Source organism: Plantactinospora endophytica, assembly GCF_016862915.1.
GTDB lineage: Bacteria > Actinomycetota > Actinomycetes > Mycobacteriales > Micromonosporaceae > Plantactinospora > Plantactinospora endophytica.
In genome coordinates this window covers 20,782-38,027 of the sequence record NZ_BONW01000021.1, presented here as the reverse complement: position 1 = coordinate 38,027, position 17,246 = coordinate 20,782, and the positions used below count along the sequence as shown (strand labels likewise).

At 71.8% G+C, this 17,246-nt stretch carries 16 protein-coding genes; 7 read left to right on the top strand and 9 right to left on the bottom strand.

The genetic code is table 11. The annotated features are described in order from the left end of the window. Window positions 1-4 precede the first annotated feature (4 nt). Window positions 5-637: a DUF4126 domain-containing protein gene (locus tag Pen02_RS21165; RefSeq protein WP_203867839.1), complete on the bottom strand. Its 633-nt coding sequence runs from the start codon at window positions 635-637 to the stop codon at window positions 5-7. Window positions 638-710: 73 nt separating this feature from the next. On the opposite strand from Pen02_RS21165, the gene nucS reads away from it, so the two are divergent. Then, entirely contained in the window at window positions 711-1,370 is a 660-nt protein-coding gene (nucS, locus tag Pen02_RS21160) for an endonuclease NucS (RefSeq protein ID WP_203867838.1), read from the top strand. 65 nt (window positions 1,371-1,435) lie between these two features. On the opposite strand, the gene Pen02_RS21155 is transcribed toward nucS, so the two are convergent. Continuing rightward, entirely contained in the window at window positions 1,436-2,572 is a 1,137-nt protein-coding gene (locus tag Pen02_RS21155; RefSeq protein WP_203867837.1) for a winged helix DNA-binding domain-containing protein, read from the bottom strand. 279 nt (window positions 2,573-2,851) lie between these two features. Here Pen02_RS21155 and Pen02_RS21150 point away from each other — a divergent pair, with 279 nt between their 5' ends. The 3 genes from Pen02_RS21150 to Pen02_RS21140 all read left to right on the top strand — a co-directional run bounded on the left by Pen02_RS21150 (window position 2,852) and on the right by Pen02_RS21140 (window position 4,790). Continuing rightward, window positions 2,852-3,262 (top strand): RlpA-like double-psi beta-barrel domain-containing protein, encoded by a 411-nt coding sequence (locus tag Pen02_RS21150; RefSeq protein ID WP_203867836.1) that lies wholly within the window; start codon window positions 2,852-2,854, stop codon window positions 3,260-3,262. Between the two features lie 13 nt (window positions 3,263-3,275). Further along, window positions 3,276-3,878, top strand: coding sequence for a cell wall protein (locus Pen02_RS21145; protein ID WP_203867835.1), 603 nt, complete (start codon window positions 3,276-3,278; stop codon window positions 3,876-3,878). Between the two features lie 69 nt (window positions 3,879-3,947). Next, complete coding sequence (locus Pen02_RS21140; protein WP_203867834.1) at window positions 3,948-4,790, top strand: MauE/DoxX family redox-associated membrane protein; 843 nt, start codon at window positions 3,948-3,950, stop codon at window positions 4,788-4,790. A gap of 12 nt (window positions 4,791-4,802) precedes the next feature. On the opposite strand, the gene Pen02_RS21135 is transcribed toward Pen02_RS21140, so the two are convergent. Beyond that, entirely contained in the window at window positions 4,803-5,462 is a 660-nt protein-coding gene (locus Pen02_RS21135) for a class I SAM-dependent methyltransferase (protein ID WP_203867833.1), read from the bottom strand. Between the two features lie 79 nt (window positions 5,463-5,541). Continuing rightward, window positions 5,542-7,038, bottom strand: a complete 1,497-nt coding sequence (locus Pen02_RS21130) for an aldehyde dehydrogenase family protein (RefSeq protein WP_203867832.1) — start codon at window positions 7,036-7,038, stop codon at window positions 5,542-5,544. A gap of 213 nt (window positions 7,039-7,251) precedes the next feature. Between Pen02_RS21130 and Pen02_RS21125 the strand changes: the two genes are divergently transcribed. The 3 genes from Pen02_RS21125 (at window position 7,252) to Pen02_RS21115 (ending at window position 11,251) form a co-directional block, all read left to right on the top strand. Further along, window positions 7,252-7,806: an FHA domain-containing protein gene (locus tag Pen02_RS21125; RefSeq protein WP_203867831.1), complete on the top strand. Its 555-nt coding sequence runs from the start codon at window positions 7,252-7,254 to the stop codon at window positions 7,804-7,806. A 621-nt stretch (window positions 7,807-8,427) separates the two neighbouring features. Continuing rightward, window positions 8,428-9,477 carry an alpha/beta fold hydrolase gene (locus Pen02_RS21120; protein ID WP_203867830.1) on the top strand — a complete coding sequence of 350 codons (1,050 nt, stop codon included), beginning with the start codon at window positions 8,428-8,430 and terminating at the stop codon, window positions 9,475-9,477. Between the two features lie 178 nt (window positions 9,478-9,655). Then, on the top strand, window positions 9,656-11,251 hold the full coding sequence (locus tag Pen02_RS21115) for a 3-hydroxyacyl-CoA dehydrogenase family protein (protein ID WP_203868228.1): 1,596 nt from the start codon (window positions 9,656-9,658) through the stop codon (window positions 11,249-11,251). Here the strand turns inward: Pen02_RS21115 and Pen02_RS21110 are convergent. The 5 genes from Pen02_RS21110 to Pen02_RS21090 form a co-directional block, all read right to left on the bottom strand. Then, a complete protein-coding gene (locus Pen02_RS21110; protein WP_203867829.1) occupies window positions 11,229-12,323 on the bottom strand; it encodes an FG-GAP-like repeat-containing protein in 1,095 nt (364 codons plus the stop codon). The genes Pen02_RS21115 and Pen02_RS21110 overlap by 23 nt on opposite strands. Window positions 12,324-12,465: 142 nt before the next feature. Further along, complete coding sequence (locus Pen02_RS21105; RefSeq protein WP_203867828.1) at window positions 12,466-13,629, bottom strand: Ig-like domain-containing protein; 1,164 nt, start codon at window positions 13,627-13,629, stop codon at window positions 12,466-12,468. A 48-nt stretch (window positions 13,630-13,677) separates the two neighbouring features. Continuing rightward, window positions 13,678-14,790, bottom strand: a complete 1,113-nt coding sequence (locus Pen02_RS21100; protein WP_203867827.1) for an Ig-like domain-containing protein — start codon at window positions 14,788-14,790, stop codon at window positions 13,678-13,680. Between the two features lie 39 nt (window positions 14,791-14,829). Continuing rightward, window positions 14,830-15,957 carry an Ig-like domain-containing protein gene (locus Pen02_RS21095; RefSeq protein ID WP_203867826.1) on the bottom strand — a complete coding sequence of 376 codons (1,128 nt, stop codon included), beginning with the start codon at window positions 15,955-15,957 and terminating at the stop codon, window positions 14,830-14,832. A 38-nt stretch (window positions 15,958-15,995) separates the two neighbouring features. After that, window positions 15,996-17,102 carry an Ig-like domain-containing protein gene (locus Pen02_RS21090; protein WP_203867825.1) on the bottom strand — a complete coding sequence of 369 codons (1,107 nt, stop codon included), beginning with the start codon at window positions 17,100-17,102 and terminating at the stop codon, window positions 15,996-15,998. Between the last annotated feature and the right edge of the window lie 144 nt (window positions 17,103-17,246).

Below are 17,246 nucleotides of genomic sequence, written 5' to 3'. Positions count from 1 at the left end.
GCGGTCAGTACTCCATCATCGACTCTTCCCGGGCGGCGACCCTGGCGGCCCGGCGTTCCGCCCGGCGGCGCCGACGGCGGCGCACCACCCAGACCACCAGCAGCGGTACGAGCAGCAGGAAGACGAGTACCAGCACCGGCAGCAGGATCGCGGTGAGCGAGAAGACCACGCTCGTCGCGTCCTCGGCGGTGCTGGCGACCGGGGCACCGAAGCCGGCCGTACCGGCGTTGATGACCGGCCGGGCCGCCGCCTTCACCCCGTGCACGCCGAGCGCGATCAGCACCCCGATCACCACTGGCACCCACTGGCTGGAGCCGAAGAACTGCCCCGGATCGCTGACCGTGACCGTCTCCGCCCCGGAGCCGGCGCCGAAGGCGAGTCCACCGGCGGTGGGCCGGACGACGGTCTGCACCACGTCGTTGACGTGGTCGACCACCGGCACCTTGTCGGCGACCGTCTCGACGGCGAGCAGCACCGCCAGGATCGCCAGCACCCAGCCGTTGGAGATCCACTGCCAGCCGCCGGGCAGGTTCACCACGTCGGTGTACCGGGCCAGCAGCCCCATGGTGAGCAACGGGATGTACGCGTTGAGTCCGGCCGATGCCGCGAGACCGGTTCCGGTGAGGGCTTCCAACACGGGTACCAGGATGGCACCGACTCGCCAGGACGGCGCGTCGGCCGGAGGTCGGCCGCTCCGCTACCCTCGTCGGGTGCGGTTGGTGATTGCGAAGTGTTCCGTGGACTACGTCGGACGGCTCTCGGCACACCTGCCGCTGGCGACCCGGTTGCTGATGGTGAAGGCGGACGGGTCGGTCTCGATCCACGCCGACGACCGGGCCTACAAGCCGCTCAACTGGATGAGCCCGCCGTGCCGGTTGGAAGAGGCGCCCGGGGTCTGGCGGGTGGTCAACAAGGCCGGCGAGGAGCTGCGGATCACCCTGGAGGAGATCTTCCAGGACACCTCCTACGAGCTGGGTGTCGACCCGGGGCTGCGCAAGGACGGCGTGGAGGCGCACCTCCAGGAGTTGCTGGCCGCCAGCCCGGTCGAGTTCGGCGAGGGGTTCACGCTGGTCCGTCGGGAGTACATGACCGCGATCGGCCCGGTCGACCTGCTCTGTCGGGACGGCGCCGGAGCCACCGTGGCGGTGGAGGTGAAGCGGCGCGGCGAGATCGACGGGGTGGAGCAGCTCACCCGCTATCTGGAGCTGCTCAACCGCGATCCGCTGCTGGCGCCGGTCAGCGGGATCTTCGCCGCTCAGGAGATCAAGCCGCAGGCCCGGGTGCTCGCCACCGACCGGGGCATCCGGTGCGTGGTGGTCAACTACGACCGGCTGCGCGGCATCGAGCGGGACGAACTGACCCTGTTCTGAGCCTGAACCGTGACCGGCCGGCCGTCGCCCGCTCGGGCGTCCGGGTCAGGCGTGCGGGCCGGGTTTCAGGCGTGCGGGCCGACGGTCACCTCGCCGAGGGTGAGCCGTGGAGTGCCCTCCAACACCTCGCCGATCCGCTGCACCTGCTCGTCGAGTTCGCGTAGCCGCGGGCCGGTGAGTTCCGCCAGCGACTCCACGGTGACGTCGATCCGCCGGCCGGAACGGCGCTGGTGCCAGACCCCGGCCACCACCCCGTCGACCAGCAGTACCGGATAGTTGCCGGCCTGCCCGCCGGCCAGCGCCCGGATGGCGGCCCGGCCGGGAAAGACGTCCGCGCGGGGAAAGCAGTTCACCGGGTACGCGTCGAAGTACGGCAACAGTCGCACCCCGCGCGGCGGATCGTCCGGCGCATCGGTGTCGCCGGCCAGCACCCAGGCCGGGGAACCCGCCACGTCGACCTGTTCCAACTCGTCGGCGAGCGAGTCGAACAGTTCCGTGGTCCACCGCTTCGGCGCTGCCAGCCACTGCGCGACCTGTCCCGGGGTGGCCGGCCCGTACGCGTACAGGTAGCGCCGGAGCACCTCGGCGGCGGCGGTACGCCCGTCGGCCGGCCGGAATCCGGGCAGCCACCGGGCCGGGCTGGTGTACGTCACCAGCCGTCCCCGGTTCGGTCCGAAGCACAGCGCGCCGCGCCGGGTGGCCAGCGACATCGCCTCGACCCACCGGGGCCACCAGCCCTGGAACGCCGCCATCGCCGGTTCTCCGGCCCACGGTCCGGTACGCGCCACCACCGCCTCGGTCAGCTCGTCGGTGGTCAGCTCCGCGTCCCGGAGCGCGTCGGCGATGGCCGCGATCACCTGCTCGGCCTGCTCCTCGGTGAGCAGTTCGAGCGGGCGTACCGGCAGGGCCGACAGCGCACCGGTCCAGATCGGCAGGTCGGCGGTGGCCAGCAGGTGCACGGTGAAGCGTGGACCACGGGTCTTGACCAGGCTGCGTTCCGTCCACAGTGCCTTGCGTACGTCGACCCGGGTGGCGCCGTCGAGACGTAGCCCGACGGCGAGTTCGGCGGCGGAGAGCACCTGGGCGTGTACCCCGCCGAGCCGGGCCGCGACGTCGGCCGGAGCGGCGCCGGGCAGCGGGCCGGCCAGCCCCTGCCGGGCCAGGCGCCGGGCGCACACCTGCGCGAACGTGAGCCGGCGCATCAGCGGAGCCTCGCGGGACGGCCGTGGGACGGGTCGGTGTCGGCGGTTGCCATGCGCACACGCTAGCGGCGATTCCGGTCAGTTCCTGGCCGTGATCGGCGCTGATCGGCCCTGATCGGCCGTGGTTGGCGGTGATCAGCCGTGATCAGTCGTGAATGGCTGGGCGCAGTTGAAGAAAAGTTTCATGTATATCTATTGACTCGGTGGGTTTCTGTCGTAACAATTGTCGTCAATATTGATCAACGTCGTTTCCCTTAACCCCCGAAGGGAGGACCGATCATGGCAGCTGTGACCGGAGAGGTGTCCTGGTTCTGTTGCGGCAGCGCCTGGGGTCCGTGCGCGTCGACCGGCCGGGGTGCCTGCGGCACCTGCACGTCCGGCAACTTCCAGCACGCCTGGCCGAACACCTCGGCCGCCTGTCTCGCGATCACCCGGCCCGACGTCTGCGGCACCAGCCTGTCCCGGCGGACCTGCGGCTTCACGCACTACACCACCAACCTCTGCAACGGCGCCCGGGTCGGCACCGCCATCGCCGACTGCGGACCGCAGACCGACCTGTTCTGCGGCGAGCGGGCCTGCTGCGGGTCGGCCTGCGGCACCAACCGGATCATCGACCTGACCCCGGCGGCGTACAGCGCCATCGCCAGCCTGTCCACCGGGCTCCGGCCCTGCTCCGTCGACACCGTGTAGGGAGGACTCCACGATGGCGAACACGATGGACCGTCGACGACTGCTCAGCACGGCCGTACTCGGCGGCGCCGGCATCGCCGGAGCCACCGCACTCGGCTCGCTCGCCCCGGAGGCCGCCTTCGCCGCCGAGCCGGTGAAGATCGCGCCCGGCGCACCCGACCCCAACTTCGCCGAGGGCCGGGTCACCTCGATCACCGGCAGCGTGGTGCTGCTGGCCGGCTCCGACGGCGCACTGCACCGGATCCAGGTCACCAACGGCACCAGCATCTGGAAGTTCCAGCCGACCACCTTCGACAAGCTGACCAAGGGCGACGGCATGTACGTCCGGGGCGTACGGCTGCCCGACGGCACTCTCGCCGCCGACTCGCTCTGGGCCAACATCGTCAACCTGACCGCGCACATCGCCTCGGTGGGGCGCAACGTGCTGTACCTCGACCACCACGGCAAGCGGCTGATCGGACACGTCGTACCCGGCACCACCGCCGCCGTCTACAACGGCACCCCGGCCATCTCGGACGTCTCGCTGCTCAAGGTCGGCGGGCACGTCCAGGTGATCGGCGCCTGGCACCCGGACACCAACGAGATCAGCATCGCCACCGTCTACGCCGCCAACTGACGGTGCGGGGCGGGCCCGTCCAGCGTCGACGGGCCCGCATCCGCACCCGGCACGAGAGAGGAGGGCATCATGCTCCAGTCCCTGGCGGCGCTCCAGTCCCTGCTGGTCGGCGTCGTGCTGATCTGGTCCGCCCGGATCAAGCTCCTCGACCGGCGGGTGGCCGGACAGGTCGGCAACTCGGCGCTCGGCACGCTGCTCGGCCCCGAGCGGGCGGTGCCGGCGTACCGGCTGCTCGGCGGGGTCGAACTGCTGCTCGGCGTCGCGCTGGTGCTGCCGCCGGCCCCGGTCGCCGAGCCGGTGGCGGCGACCGCGCTGGCCGCCGGCTTCGTCGGCTACCTCTGGTACGCCCGCCGCGTCGCACCCGGCGCGTCCTGCGGCTGCCTGAGCGCCAAGGCCACCCCGGTCACCGGGCGCAGCATCGGCCGGGCCGGCGTGCTGGCGCTGGCCGGGCTCTTCGGTGTCGCGGCCGGTGGCACGTACTGGCTGCCGGCGCTGACCGGCGCCCCGGCCGCCTCGGTCGGGCTGCTGCTGGCCGAGGCGGCGCTGATCGTCGCACTGTCGCCCGAGTTCGACTCGGGTTGGCTGCTGCCGCTGCGCCGGCTCCGGGTCCGGCTGACCTCGCCGCTGCGCGGCGGCTCCGGCGTACCGCTGCTGGCGAGTGTGCAGCAACTCCAGCTCAGTGCCGCGTACCGGCAGGTCGCCGCGCTGCTCACCTCGGACGTCCGGGAGCACTGGCTGGAGGAGTCCTGGCGGATGGTCTGCTATTCGGCCCGCTACCAGGGCCGGCCGGCGACTGCGGTGTTCGCCGTACCGGCCGCCGAGGTGGCACCGGACCGGGTCCGGGTCGCCCTGGTGGACGACTCGACCGGAGCCACCCTGGTCAGCCTGGCCGACCCGGCGTACGCGAGTTGACCCCGACCCCGGTCAGGCGCCGGTACGGACCGCGATCAGCGACTTGATCATCCCGGCCAGCCGTTCGGCCCGGATCTGCGAGTGCGGGAAGTAGTGCCGCATCTGGGACCGGTCCACCAACTCGGTCCAGAGCACCTGCTGGATCGCCAGTTCTCGGGAGTCCGGCCGGGTGTGCGCCAGCGGCCAGCGGCGGGCCAGTGCGACCCGCAGCCGGACCGGGGTGAACTGCATACCCGGGGCGATCCAGTGTGGCTCGATCGGGAAGTACCGGTACGGGGTCTGCACCCAGTGCGCGTCGGCGAGCGCGTGCACCGTCTCGGCGAACCGCAGCCGGCGCTCGTGCCCGCCAACGTGTTCCAGTACGGAGTTGGAGAAGACCAGGTCGTAGCGGCGGTTCGCGATGTGCCGGGGCAGCGCGCAGGCGTCGCCCCGGTCCACCTCGGCCCACTCCGGTACGTCGGCCGGGGACTCTTCGAGGTTCACCACGTGGACGTGTTTCGGGCGTACCCCGGCCTGGGCCCAGGTGCTGACCCGTCCGCCGAGGTCGACGACGGACATCTGGGCCAGGTCCGGGAACGTTTCCGCGAGCCATCCGGCCCGGCGCGCTCGCCGCCGGGCACCCCAGGAGTTCTCGCTGTCGACCAGGCGGAATCGCAACGCGTGCAGCCCCATTGGGCGAACGGTACCGATGCGGGAGGCGGCCAGGGATGTCCTAGTCGTCCTTTTGTCCCTACGATCGGTCAGTCTAGGGTCACCGCCCGTACAAAATTTTGACTGCCTTGACGATGCGGTCGACCTGTGCGGGGGTGCGTTCGAAGGTCATCGCGGGCAGCATGGACGGTCCACGCCGTCTGGTCACCGCCTTGCTGCGGGCGAACTCGCGCAGTCCGTCGGCGCCGTGGATCCGGCCGAAGCCCGAGTCGCCGACCCCGCCGAACGGCAGTGTCGGCATTCCGACGAAGGTGAGGGTGGAGTTGATCGCGGTCATCCCGGAGCGCATCCGGGCGGCGATCTCGGTGGCCCGGCGGCGGCCGAAGACGGCGCCGCCGAGCCCGTACCGGACCGCGTTGGTGCGGGTCAGGGCCTCGTCGACGTCGGCGACCCGGGTGATGGTGAGGGTGGGGCCGAAGGTCTCCTCGCGGACCGCGTCGGCATCCTCGGGTACGTCGACCAGCACCGTCGGGTGCACGTACGGCGGCTGGACCGCGTCGACCCCGCCGAGCACGGCCCGCCCGCCACGCGCGACGGCGTCCTCGATGTGCCGGCGGATCGTGCTGATCTGGTCGGGCATGGTGATCGGGCCGAGGTCGGTGCCGTCGGGGCCGACGGTGAGCCGACCGGCCCTGGTCACCACCTTGTCCACGAAGGCGTCGTAGACGGGCGCGGTGACGTAGGCCCGTTCGATGCCGATGCAGGTCTGCCCGGCGTTGGTGAGGGCGCCCCAGACACAGGCCTCGGCGGCGGCGTCCAGGTCGGCGTCGTCGTCGACGATCACGGCGTCCTTGCCGCCGGCCTCCACCACGAGCGGAGTGAGGTTCTCGGCGCAGGCGGCCATCACCTTCTTCGCGGTACGCGTGGAACCGGTGAACGCGATCTTGTCGACGCCGGACCGGCACAGTGCTGCCCCCACGTCACCGAGCCCGTGCACCGCCTGCAACACCGGCTGTTCCGGTACGACCTCCGCGAAGGTGTCGACCAGCCACTGCCCCACGGCCGGGGTGTACTCGCTCGGCTTGAGCACGACCGCGTTGCCGGCGGCCAGCGCGTAGCCGAAGGCGCCCAGCGGGGTCAGTACCGGATAGTTCCATGGCGCGATCATCCCGACCACGCCGAGCGGCCGGTATTCCAGCCGGGCGGAGAACTCGGCGACGACCAGCCGGGACCGCATCCGGCGGGGGCCGAGTACCCGCTTGGCGTTCCGGGCTGCCCAGTCGAGATGGTCGATGGCGCTGACCGCCTCGACCACGGCGTCGGCGATCGGCTTGCCGGTCTCCAGGTGCGACAGTGCGGCGAGTTCGGTGATCCGGTTGGCCAGCAGCGCCCGCCAACGCAACAGTCGACCCCGCCGACCAGTGAAGCCGAGCCCGGCCCACCAGTCGGCGGCCTCCCGGGCTCGGCCGACGGCCCGGCCGACGGCCTCGGCGTCGGCGACCGGGAACCGCCCCGCCAGCTCCCCGGTGGCCGGATTGGTGGAGATCAACTCGCCGTCCGAGATGCCGGGTACGCCGGGAGCGTTCACGGTCGTCATGGCGGAAGTCTAGACCCGAGGGCTACTCGCGGGTAGGTATACCGATCGCCGCGTCCCGACACCCTCTCGGCCGAACCGGCGAGCCCGATTCCTCTCCCTGGTCAGCGTGGTTCGACCCGGCGGGTTGTGGAATCCGGGGCGGGCCGGATGGGAAGCTGACCCGGGGGCCGACGTTGCCGCGTCGGTGGGGGGCGAAGCCGGATGGAGCAATCCATGTCCGACCAACTTGATCTGTTGCCGTTGCTGACCGTGACCAGCGGACCACTCCGAGGTGCCAGTTTCCGGCTGCGCCCCGGGGTACGCCGGATCGGTCGGGAGGACGGCGTCGACGTACTGCTGGACGATCCCAAGGTCAGTCGGTGCCATGCCACCGTCGAACTCGCCGCCGGTCGGGTGCTGCTGACCGACACCGGGTCGACGAACGGGACCTGGCTCAACGACGAGCGCCTCTCCGGGCACACCGAGCTGCGGGACGGCGACCGGATCCGGCTCGGCAACCTGGAGCTGCGGTTCTTCGACCCCGGCGCCGCCGCCACCGACCAGTTGGGCACCTACCGGGCCCGGCTGACGCCGCCCCCGCCCCTGCCCCCGCCCCGGCCCCCGACTTCGCCTCCGGCGGTGAACGCCTCGGCGGTCGGCGCGCTCGCCGCGCCCACCCAGTTGATGGGCACGCGCACCCGGCGCTCCGCCCGCCGCGTGATGCTGATGGTCGGTGGCTGCGTCGCCCTCGCCGGCGGAATGACCTGGGTGTACCTCGCCCTACAGTGACCGACCGCTCCTCCTCCGCCCCGCTGTTGCGCTGCGGCGGGCCGGGCCGGACATCATGTCGGGCGGATGTCCTGACCTGCGGTCAGGCCGGGCAGGGACACTGCGCCGCCCGGCCTGTCGAGCTGGGTGCACGAACGGGGCACCCAAGATCCGCATCGGCGTCTTGTCCGCCGGGCACCGCCCGCAGCCCACGCTGAGTCGACCCGGAGAGCATCGAGTGCACCCTCCGCGAATCGACGCCCAGGCGGGGCAGCTCGACAGTTGCCCGATCTCCACAGTTGCCCGGCCGGACTCAGGGCGGGCGCGGGCCCGGAACGTCAGAGGCACAGGCGGGGCAGCTCGACACTGGCCCAGTCGGGCGCATGGTGAACGTGTGCATTCGGAGGCGGGTGCACCAACGGGGCAGCTCGACAGTCGTTCGGTCGGACGCGAGATGGCAGGTCTGGAGTTGGACGCACAGGCGGGGCAGCTCGACTGCGAGCCGACTCGGCCTCATCTGGCGAGGGCTTGCGGCGCGAGGGTTCCGGCGGGTGGCGAGGTGGTCGCCGAGGCGGTGTCCGGCTCGGAATATGGCGAAGAGCCACATGTTCCCGGCTGCGGTCGGCTGGCATCATCGCTCGGATGGAGATCCGGCGACACGAGATCACGGCGAACGGCATCCGGCAGCGGGTGCTGGTGGCGGGCCCCGAGGACGGCCGGCCGGTACTGCTGATCCACGGCAACTGCTCGTCCGCCGACTTCTGGCAGCCGCTGATCCGGCACCTGCCGGCCGACCTGCGGCTGGTCGCCCCCGACCTGCGCGGGTACGGCGGTACCGAGGTCGCGCCGGTGGACGCCACCCGGGGGCTGGGCGTCTTCGCCGACGACGTCGCCGCGCTGCTCGACGAGCCGTCCCTGTTCGGCGCGGCCGGCGCCCGTCCGGTGCTGGTCGGGCACTCGCTGGGCGGGGGAGTGGCGATGCGGCTGCTGGTCGACCGGCCCGAGCGGGTGGCCGGGCTGCTGCTGGCGGCGCCCGTCTCGCCGTACGGGTTCGGCGGAACCCGGGACCTGGCCGGTACGCCGACCACGCCGGACTTCGCCGGCACCGGGGGCGGTACCGGAAATCGGGACTTCGTCGCCCGGCTGGCTGCCGGTGACCGGGATGCCGAGCAGCCGACCAGTCCGCGTACGGTGCTGCGGAGCGCGTACGTGGCCGACCCGGCGAGCCTCGGTGCGGACGAGGAACTACTGCTCGACTCGGTGCTCTCCACCGCGACCGGCGACGACAACTACCCGGGCACGATGCTGCCGAGCGACAACTGGCCGGGGATGGCGCCGGGAGACCGGGGCGTGCTGAACGCCCTGACGCCGAAGTACTTCCGGATCGCCGACGAGCTGGTCGCCGTACCGGTCAAGCCGCCGATCACCTGGGTACGCGGCGACGCCGACGTGATCGTCTCGGACACCTCCCTCTTCGACCTGGCCCAGCTCGGGGCGCTCGGCGTGCTGCCCGGCTGGCCGGGGGTCGAGGCGTGTCCGCCGCAGCCGATGATCGGGCAGACCCGTGCCGTGCTGGACCGGTACGCGGCGGCCGGCGGCAGCTACCGGGAGATCGTCCTCGCCGGCTGCGGTCATTCGCCCAACATCGAGCGTCCGACCGAGTTCGCCGCCGCCCTGCTGGATCTGCTCTAGCCGGTCGCGACGAGGCACCGGGCCGAGGCGTTCCGGCGGTCCGTGGCAGACTCGCCGCAAGTGACTTAGCGGCCGTTCAGTCGGCGGCCCGGAGCGGAGCGGGAGGCCAGGGGTGGCAGGCGGAACGACCGGTGCCGACGGCACCATCAGCACCGTCGGTGTCGTCGGGTTGGGCACCATGGGCGCCGGCATCGCCGAGGTCTTCGCCCGCAACGGGGTCGAGGTGGTCGCCGTCGAGATCACCGCCGAGGCCCTGGAACGCGGCCGGGCCACCCTCACCCGCTCCACCGACCGGGCGGTGGCCCGGGGCCGGTTGACCGGCGCCGACCGGGACGCACTGCTGGGCCGGATCACCTTCGCCGTCGGACTGCCGGCACTCGCCGAGGTCGACCTGGTGATCGAGGCGGTACCCGAGCGGCTCGACCTCAAGCGGCGGCTCTTCGCCGACCTGGACCGGATCTGCCGGCCGGCCGCGATCCTGGCCAGCAACACCTCCTCGCTGAGTGTCACCGAGATCGCCGTCGCGACCGGCCGGCCGGACCGGGTGGTCGGGATGCACTTCTTCAACCCGGCGCCGGTGATGAAGCTGGTCGAGGTGATCCGCACCGTCACCACCGCGACCGAGGTGGTCGGCGCGGTGCAGGACCTCTGCGCCCGGCTGGGCAAGGTCGCGGTGACCGTCGCCGACCGGGCCGGCTTCGTCGCCAACGCACTGCTCTTCGGGTACCTCAACCAGGCGGTCGCGATGGTCGAGTCGGGGTACGCCACCCGGGAGGAGATCGACGCCGCGATGCGGCTGGGCTGCGGGCTGCCGATGGGGCCGCTGACCCTGCTCGACCTGATCGGCCTGGACACGGCGTACGAGATCCTGGACACCATGTACCGGCGGGGTGGCCGGGACCGCCGGCACGCGCCGGTGCCGCTGCTGCGCCAGATGGTCACGGCGGGACTGCTGGGCCGCAAGTCCGGCCAGGGCTTCTACCGGTACGAGCGGCCCGGCTCGGGCACCGTGGCAGCCGACGACCAGGCAGTCGCGGCGCCGGTCGAGGGTGCCCGGCCGGTGCGCCGGGTCGGCGTGGTCGGGTCCGGCGACGTCGCCACCGGGCTCGCCGACCTCTTCGGGCAGGCCGGGTACGACGTGACCGTGCTGGACCCGGGCGGCGGGCTGGCCGGGTTGGCCGACGCCGACCTGGTGGTCGAGGCGGTGGCCGAGGACCTCGCCGCCAAGCAGGCGCTCTTCGCCGAGTTGGCCGAGGTCTGCAAGCCGGAGGCGGTGCTCGCCACCACCACCGGCATGCTGCCGGTGATCGAGATCGCGATGGCCGCCCGGTGGCCGGCCGAGGTGGTCGGGCTGCACCTGCTCGACCCGACGCCGGCCGGGGCGGTGGTGGAGATCGTGCGTACCGTCCGATCGTCGGCCGAGGCGGTCGCCACCGCCCGGGCGGTCTGCGCCGCGCTGGGCCGGACCGGGGTGGTCTGCGGGGACCGGGCCGGCCGGGTGGTGGACGCGCTGCTCTTCCCGTACCTGAACGACGCGGTCCGGATGCTGGAGGCGTCGTACGCGACGGCGCGCGACATCGACCACGCGATGACGCTGGGCTGCGGTTACCCCGCCGGCCCGTTCGAGGTGCTGGACGCCGTCGGCCCGGACGTGGCACTGCGGATCCAGCAGCGGCTCTACCGGGAGTCCCGCGAACCGGGGCTCGCCCCGGCGCCGCTGCTGGAGCAGGTGGTCACCGCCGGTCAGGGGTTCAGCGGGCGATCCGCAGGCTGACGGCGGCGTTGCTGGTCCGGCCGGCGTCGGTGAGCCGGTAGACGAACCGGTCGGTGCCGGCCTTGCGGTTCGGGTACGGCCGGTAGATGACCGTCCCGCCGGTGGTGACCTGTACGGTGCCGTGCGCCGGCCGGGTGACGATGGTGACCCGGGTGCCGTTGGTGGCGAAGTCGTTGGCCATGACCGGGATGCCGGTGGCCCGGACCGCGCTGACCCGTGGATTGTCCCGGATCGCCCTCGGGGCGGGGACGAAGGTGCCGCCCCCGGTGCCGATGAAGGCGCTCTGCCGCCCGGTCACGTCGCTGGTGGTGATCACGTCCAGGAATCCGTCCCGGTTCACGTCGGCCACCGCGACCGTCCAGAAGTCGTCGCCGTTGACGTCACCGTGCAGGTTGACCACGGTGCCGTCGTCCAGCACCACGACCACGCCGGTGAAGTAGCTGCCGCACCCCTCGGCGTACGCGATCGTCACGTCCATCGCGCCGTCGGCGTCGAAGTCGGCGAGCTGGTACTGCGGCCGGCCGGAGCAGTACCGCACCGGGCCGGGGGTGAGCGACCCGGTGCCGGTGTTGAGATAGGTGCGGAAGCCGGCGCCCTGGTCGGTCCACTCGTAGACGTCCTGCCGGCCGTCGCCGTTGAAGTCGGCGGTGCCGATGTAGCTGGGCTGGTCGATGGTGTCGAAGCCACCGGAGACGGCGAAGCTGTCCAGCACCAGCAGGGTGCTGCCGACCGACGGCGGCGGGCCGGCGAACCAGGTGACCGCGAGTTCGTTCGCGGCGTCGGCGTCGAGGTTGACGCCCACGCCCATGTCCGGGCAGTACGCCGTTGACGGCAGGTACGCGTAGGACCGCGCCGGGCCGTAGCCGCCGGCCGGCAGGCCGAGTTCGACCCGTACGGCGCAGGAGGTGGTGCCGGGCAGCGTGCCGAGGGTGTTCCGGTCCGGGCGGCCGTCTCCGTTGACGTCCGCGATGATCGGTTCGTCCTGCCAGCCGGCCCGGGCGGGCGGTGCGGCCAAACCGACGGTGGCCGCTGTCGCCGCGGCGACGACAATTGCGATGCGTCGTCCCCACATGGTGCCTCCTATGCCTGGTCAGCCATTGTCGATGGCTGGTTCTCAGCAGGAGACTAGAGGGCACGCACCGTTACGTATCATGCGCTGACGGTGATCTGACAGGTTGGTTTACCGAGGCGTCGTCGGGGTACGGGCGGCCGGCTCAGGGTGTGATCCTGACCAGCACCGACGCTTCGCTGATCCGGCCGTCCTGGGTGATCCGATAGTCGAACCGGTCGATGGACCCGGCCGTCGGGTTCGGGCGGTAGACGATTGTCCGGCCGTCGGCGACGGTGGCACTGCCCTCGGTCGGCGGCGTGCCGATGCTGACCACGGCCCGTCGACTGGCCCAGTCGTTGGCCAGCACCGGGATCCGGACCGAGCCGGTGAGGCCGACCGTGACGACGTCCGGCCTCGCCGCCGGTGACCTGACGAACGTGCCGTTCCCGATCCCGAGGAAGGTCCAGCGCCGGCCGCTCGGCTGCTGGTAGGCCACGATGTCGGGGAAGGCGTTGCTGTCCGCGTTGAGCACGTGGATCGTCCAGCTCGTCCGGCTGTCGAAGCCCACCTGGAGGTCGACCACGCTGCCGTCGTCGAGCACCACGGCGACCCCGTCCGCGCGGTCGCCGCACCGGTTCGCGTACGCGACCGCGAGGTCCGTCGCGCCGTCCCGGTCGAAGTCGGCGAGCCGGTACTGGACCCGGTCGGCGCAGTACCGGACCGGCCCGGCGGCCAGCCTTCCGGTGCCCAGGTTGAGATAGCTGGCGAACCCCTCGCCCTGGTCGGTCCAGAGGTAGACGTCCAGCCGCCGGTCGCCGTCGAAGTCGGTCAGTCCCAGATGGTTCGGGCGGTCGATCGCCGGGACGCGGGCCGCGACGGCGAGGTTCCGCAGGACCAACAGGTCGTATCCGGCCCGGCGCGGCGGACCGTCGTACCAGCCGAGCACCAGTTCGGCCGGACCGGGCTGCGACGGTGGGGCGGGGGGATCCAGGTCGACGGCCGCGCCGAGTTCCGGGCAGGCGAGCGTTCCGGGACTTCCGGGTACCCGGTAGACGTACTGCCGTGGCGGGAGGAAGCCGCCGCCGGGCCGGGCGTACCGCACCTCGACGGCGCAGGCCCGGGGCAGCTTCCTCAGCATGACCCAGTCGGGCAGCCGGTCCCCGTCCAGGTCGCCGAGAAAGGGCTCGTTGGGTCCGGCGGCCCGGGCCGCCGACGGCAGTACGCCGATGGTGGCGATCGGCAGTACGCCGGTGGTGGCGATCGGCAGTACGCCGGTGGTGACGATCGTCGCCGTGGCGGTCAGCACCGCCGTCGCTCTTCTCCACATGGCGCTCCTCCATGCCGTGGCCGCCGGACCGCGCGGGCGCCGGCCCGGTCAGTCGATGATCCTGAGGCTGACCGAGGCGTTGCTGGTCCGGCCGTCCTGGCTGAGCCGGTACACGAACGTGTCGGTCCCGCCGTGCACCGGATGTGGGGTGTAGATGATGGTCCGGTTGGTGGTGACCCGGACCGTGCCGTGCCGAGGAGGCGTCCAGATGCTGACCCTGGCCCGGTCGCTGGCGAAGTCGTTGGCGAGCACCACGAGGCCGGTGGCCCTGACCCCGCTGACCGTCAGGTAGTCACGGACCGCGACGGGCGACCGGGCGAAGTTGCCGTTGCCCACGCCGACGAAGGTGTCGATCGCGTTGGTGAGCTGGTTGTAGGTGGTCACGTCGACCACACCGTCGTGGTTGGCGTCGACCGTCTCGACGGTCCAGCTCGCGAACCCGTCCACGTCGGCTTGCAGGTGGACCAACCTGCCGTCGTCGAGCACCACCACCACTCCGCTGAAGTACGGACCACAGCCCTCGATGTACGCGATCACCACGTCCATCGCCCCGTTGCGGTTGAAGTCGGCGAGCCGGTTGGTGAGCGGCCCGGAACAGTGGTGCACGGGCCCGGGTACCAGCAGGCCGGTACTAGTGGCCAGATAGCTGGCGAACCCGCCACCCTGGTCGGTCCACTCGTAGATGTCCTGCCGCCGGTCCCCGTCGAAGTCGGCGGTACCGATGAAGCTGGGTTGGTAGATGGTGTTGAAGCCCCGGGTCACCCGGAAGTTGTCCAGCACCAGCAGGCTGTTCGGCACCCTCGGCGGCGGCCCGGCGAACCAGGCCACGGCCAGTTCGGCCGCGACGTCCAGGTCGAGGTTGAGCCCGACACCCATGTCCGGGCAGTTCGGCTCGTCGGCCGGCAGCGAGAGGAAGGAGTACGGCTGCGCCGCCCCGAGCCGCCCGTCGGCCAGCCCGAGGCTGACCACCGCACGGCAGGCGGTCGCGGCGGCCCCCACGACCAGGTCCAGCACCACCCGGTCGGGCCGGCCGTCCCCGTTCACGTCCGCGACGATCGGCTCGGCCGGTCCGCCCACGGCGCCGGACGCACCCGCCGGCACCCAGCCGGTCGTCGTGATGGTCACCGCCATGGCAACGGCCGCGATCCGTCTACCCCTCATGGCCTGCCTCCTCAGGCTCGCCAACCCGCCCGGGTTGGGCTATCCGGTCCAGCGGAGGTACACCACCGCACTGCTGCGGCGAGCGCCCTCGGTGAGCTGGTACGTGAACCGGTCGGTCGCGCCATGGTTCGGCCGGGGCGTGTAGACGATCCGGCCGCCGCTGATCACCCGGGCGGTGCCGTATCGGGGTGGAACGGTGACGGCGATGGTGGCCGCGCTGCTGACCAGGTCGTTCGCGCGCACGTTGATCGTCACCGCCCGGTTGCCGGTGAGCTGGACGGAGTCGGTGTTCGCCTTCGGCGACCGCACGAACTGCCCGCTGGCGGTGCCGATGAAGTGTTCGGTCACGCCGGTCAGCCGGGACACCGTACGGATGTCGGGGATCCGGTCGCCGTTGGCGTTGACCACCCGGGTGACCCAGGTGTCCAGGCCGACCGGATCGTGCTGGAGTTCCTGCGTCACACCGTCGTCGAGTACCACCGCGACACCGCTGACCACGGTGTGGGAGAGGCACCGTTCGGTGTAGCTGTTGACCAGGTCGGTCGCGCCGTTGAGGTCGAAGTCCCGCAGGTCGTACTCGAGCGGGCGGGCGCACCACTCCTCCGGCCCCTGCACCAGCGTGCCGTTGCCCAGGTTGAGGTACGTCTCGATGCCCTGGCCCTGGTCGGTCACCGCGTAGACGTCCTCCCGCCCGTCGCCGTCGAAGTCGGCGGTGCCGAGGAAGTACGGCGCGAAGATCGCCGAGACCAGTCCGGACGACGGCTGGAACGCGTTGTCCAGCACCATCAGGTTGTACGGCACGGTCGGCGGCGGTCCCGGGTACCAGGCCACCACCAGTTCCTCCCGCCGGTCGCCGTTCAGGTCCACCGCCACGCCCAGTTCCGGGCAGCGGGTGCCGGTCCCGGAGCCGCCGGGCCGGAGGTATACGTACGCCACCGGGAGGCGGTAGTCGCCGGTCGAGGTGCCGTACTCCACGATGACGGAGCAGAAGTCGGGCTGGACCAGGCCGAGGGTGACCCGGTCGGTGAAGGTGTCGCCGTTCGTGTCGCCGAACACCTGCTCGCCCCGGCCGGCGCCCCAGGCGGGGCTCGGGGCCGGTCCGGCGATGCCGCCCGTCGCGACCAGGACCACGGTCACCACGACCATCGCGGTACGTCTGCGCCACATGGCCCCTCCCTCGTACCTCGTCGACGTGGACAGCCCGGTCAGTCCGGGAACCGGAGGTGGACGGTGGCGCTGGAGCGCCGCCCCTCCTCGACCACCTGGTAGGTGAACCGGTCGGTGCGGCCGTGCCGCGGATCCGGCCGGTAGACGATCCGGCGGTCGGAGCGCACCTGGACGGTCCCGTACCTGGGCGCCCCGGTCACCGTCACGATCCCGGCGCCGCTGACGTGGTCGTTGCCGAGCACGTCGACGGCGACCGCCTTGACGCTGGTCAGGGTGACCCGGTCGGTGTTCGCGTCGGGCGCCCGGACCAGGAAGTACATCCCGCCGAGCCCGGTGTTGACGAAGTAGCTGACCTGGCCGGTGTCCTGCCGGACGGTGCGGACGTCGGGGAACCGGTCGCCGTCGGCGTCCACGACCCGGGCGGTCCAGCGGGTCACCCCGGCCGGATCGAGTTCCAGTTGGGCGACCGAGCCGTCCGGGCGGATCCGTACCACCCCGCTGCTGCCGTCGGCGCAGGCGTCGGTGTAGGTGAGCAGGACACCGTCGACCCCGGTGTCGGTCCAGTCGGCGAGTTGGGCGGTCGGGGTGTCGACGGTGCAGAACCGGATCGGGCCCGGGCCGATCGTGTTGCCCCGGATGACGGCGTTGACGATCCCGCCGGGGCCGATCTCGTACGGGCTCGGTGCGGCGCCCGGGAAGAAGACGCCGGCGCCGAAGTAGCTGGGGTTGATGATCGTCGAAAGGTAGCGGAACGAGGGTTGGAAGGTCGGCGGGTAGAGGATGAGGCGGTTGTAACTCAACCCGGCCGGCGGGTGGCTCCAGCCGACGCCGAGGTCGTCGATCCCGTCCTCGTTGAAGTCGGCCGCGACGCCCATGTCCGGGCAGTTCGGCATGGTGCCGCCGCCGGGGTTGAGGTAGACGAACGCCACGGGCGGCAGGAAGACGCCGGGGGCCGAGCCGTACTGGACGATCGTCGAGCAGTAGTTGGGGCTGACCGCACCCAACTGGACGGCGTCGGGCAACTCGTCGTCGTTGAAGTCGCCGTAGATCGTCTCGTGGAGTCCACCGGCCAGGGCGGGCGGCACCGGGTTCAGCGCGCCGACCCCGATCACCAGGGCTGCGGCGGCGACGCGTGCGCTCCACATAGCGCTCCCCCTATGTAGTGCTTTGGCGGGTCAGTCGGACGGGCCCATGTTTGGGACGCTAGACCGATTCTGCGGATATCTACCGATGCTGACCGTGATCCGACAGCCGGTCGAAGCGATGAATTCGCAGGTCAGAGGTTGGGG

What these genes read in the sequence shown, in the direction of transcription:
- Pen02_RS21155 (WP_203867837.1), bottom strand. Translation starts at nt 2,572, where the DNA reads ATGCGCCGGCTCACGTTCGCGCAGGTGTGCGCCCGGCGCCTGGCCCGG.
- Pen02_RS21150 (WP_203867836.1), top strand. Translation starts at nt 2,852, where the DNA reads ATGGCAGCTGTGACCGGAGAGGTGTCCTGGTTCTGTTGCGGCAGCGCC.
- Pen02_RS21145 (WP_203867835.1), top strand. Translation starts at nt 3,276, where the DNA reads ATGGCGAACACGATGGACCGTCGACGACTGCTCAGCACGGCCGTACTC.
- Pen02_RS21140 (WP_203867834.1), top strand. Translation starts at nt 3,948, where the DNA reads ATGCTCCAGTCCCTGGCGGCGCTCCAGTCCCTGCTGGTCGGCGTCGTG.
- Pen02_RS21135 (WP_203867833.1), bottom strand. Translation starts at nt 5,462, where the DNA reads ATGGGGCTGCACGCGTTGCGATTCCGCCTGGTCGACAGCGAGAACTCC.
- Pen02_RS21130 (WP_203867832.1), bottom strand. Translation starts at nt 7,038, where the DNA reads ATGACGACCGTGAACGCTCCCGGCGTACCCGGCATCTCGGACGGCGAG.
- Pen02_RS21125 (WP_203867831.1), top strand. Translation starts at nt 7,252, where the DNA reads ATGTCCGACCAACTTGATCTGTTGCCGTTGCTGACCGTGACCAGCGGA.
- Pen02_RS21120 (WP_203867830.1), top strand. Translation starts at nt 8,428, where the DNA reads ATGGAGATCCGGCGACACGAGATCACGGCGAACGGCATCCGGCAGCGG.
- Pen02_RS21115 (WP_203868228.1), top strand. Translation starts at nt 9,656, where the DNA reads ATGGGCGCCGGCATCGCCGAGGTCTTCGCCCGCAACGGGGTCGAGGTG.
- Pen02_RS21110 (WP_203867829.1), bottom strand. Translation starts at nt 12,323, where the DNA reads ATGTGGGGACGACGCATCGCAATTGTCGTCGCCGCGGCGACAGCGGCC.
- Pen02_RS21105 (WP_203867828.1), bottom strand. Translation starts at nt 13,629, where the DNA reads ATGTGGAGAAGAGCGACGGCGGTGCTGACCGCCACGGCGACGATCGTC.
- Pen02_RS21100 (WP_203867827.1), bottom strand. Translation starts at nt 14,790, where the DNA reads ATGAGGGGTAGACGGATCGCGGCCGTTGCCATGGCGGTGACCATCACG.
- Pen02_RS21095 (WP_203867826.1), bottom strand. Translation starts at nt 15,957, where the DNA reads ATGTGGCGCAGACGTACCGCGATGGTCGTGGTGACCGTGGTCCTGGTC.
- Pen02_RS21090 (WP_203867825.1), bottom strand. Translation starts at nt 17,102, where the DNA reads ATGTGGAGCGCACGCGTCGCCGCCGCAGCCCTGGTGATCGGGGTCGGC.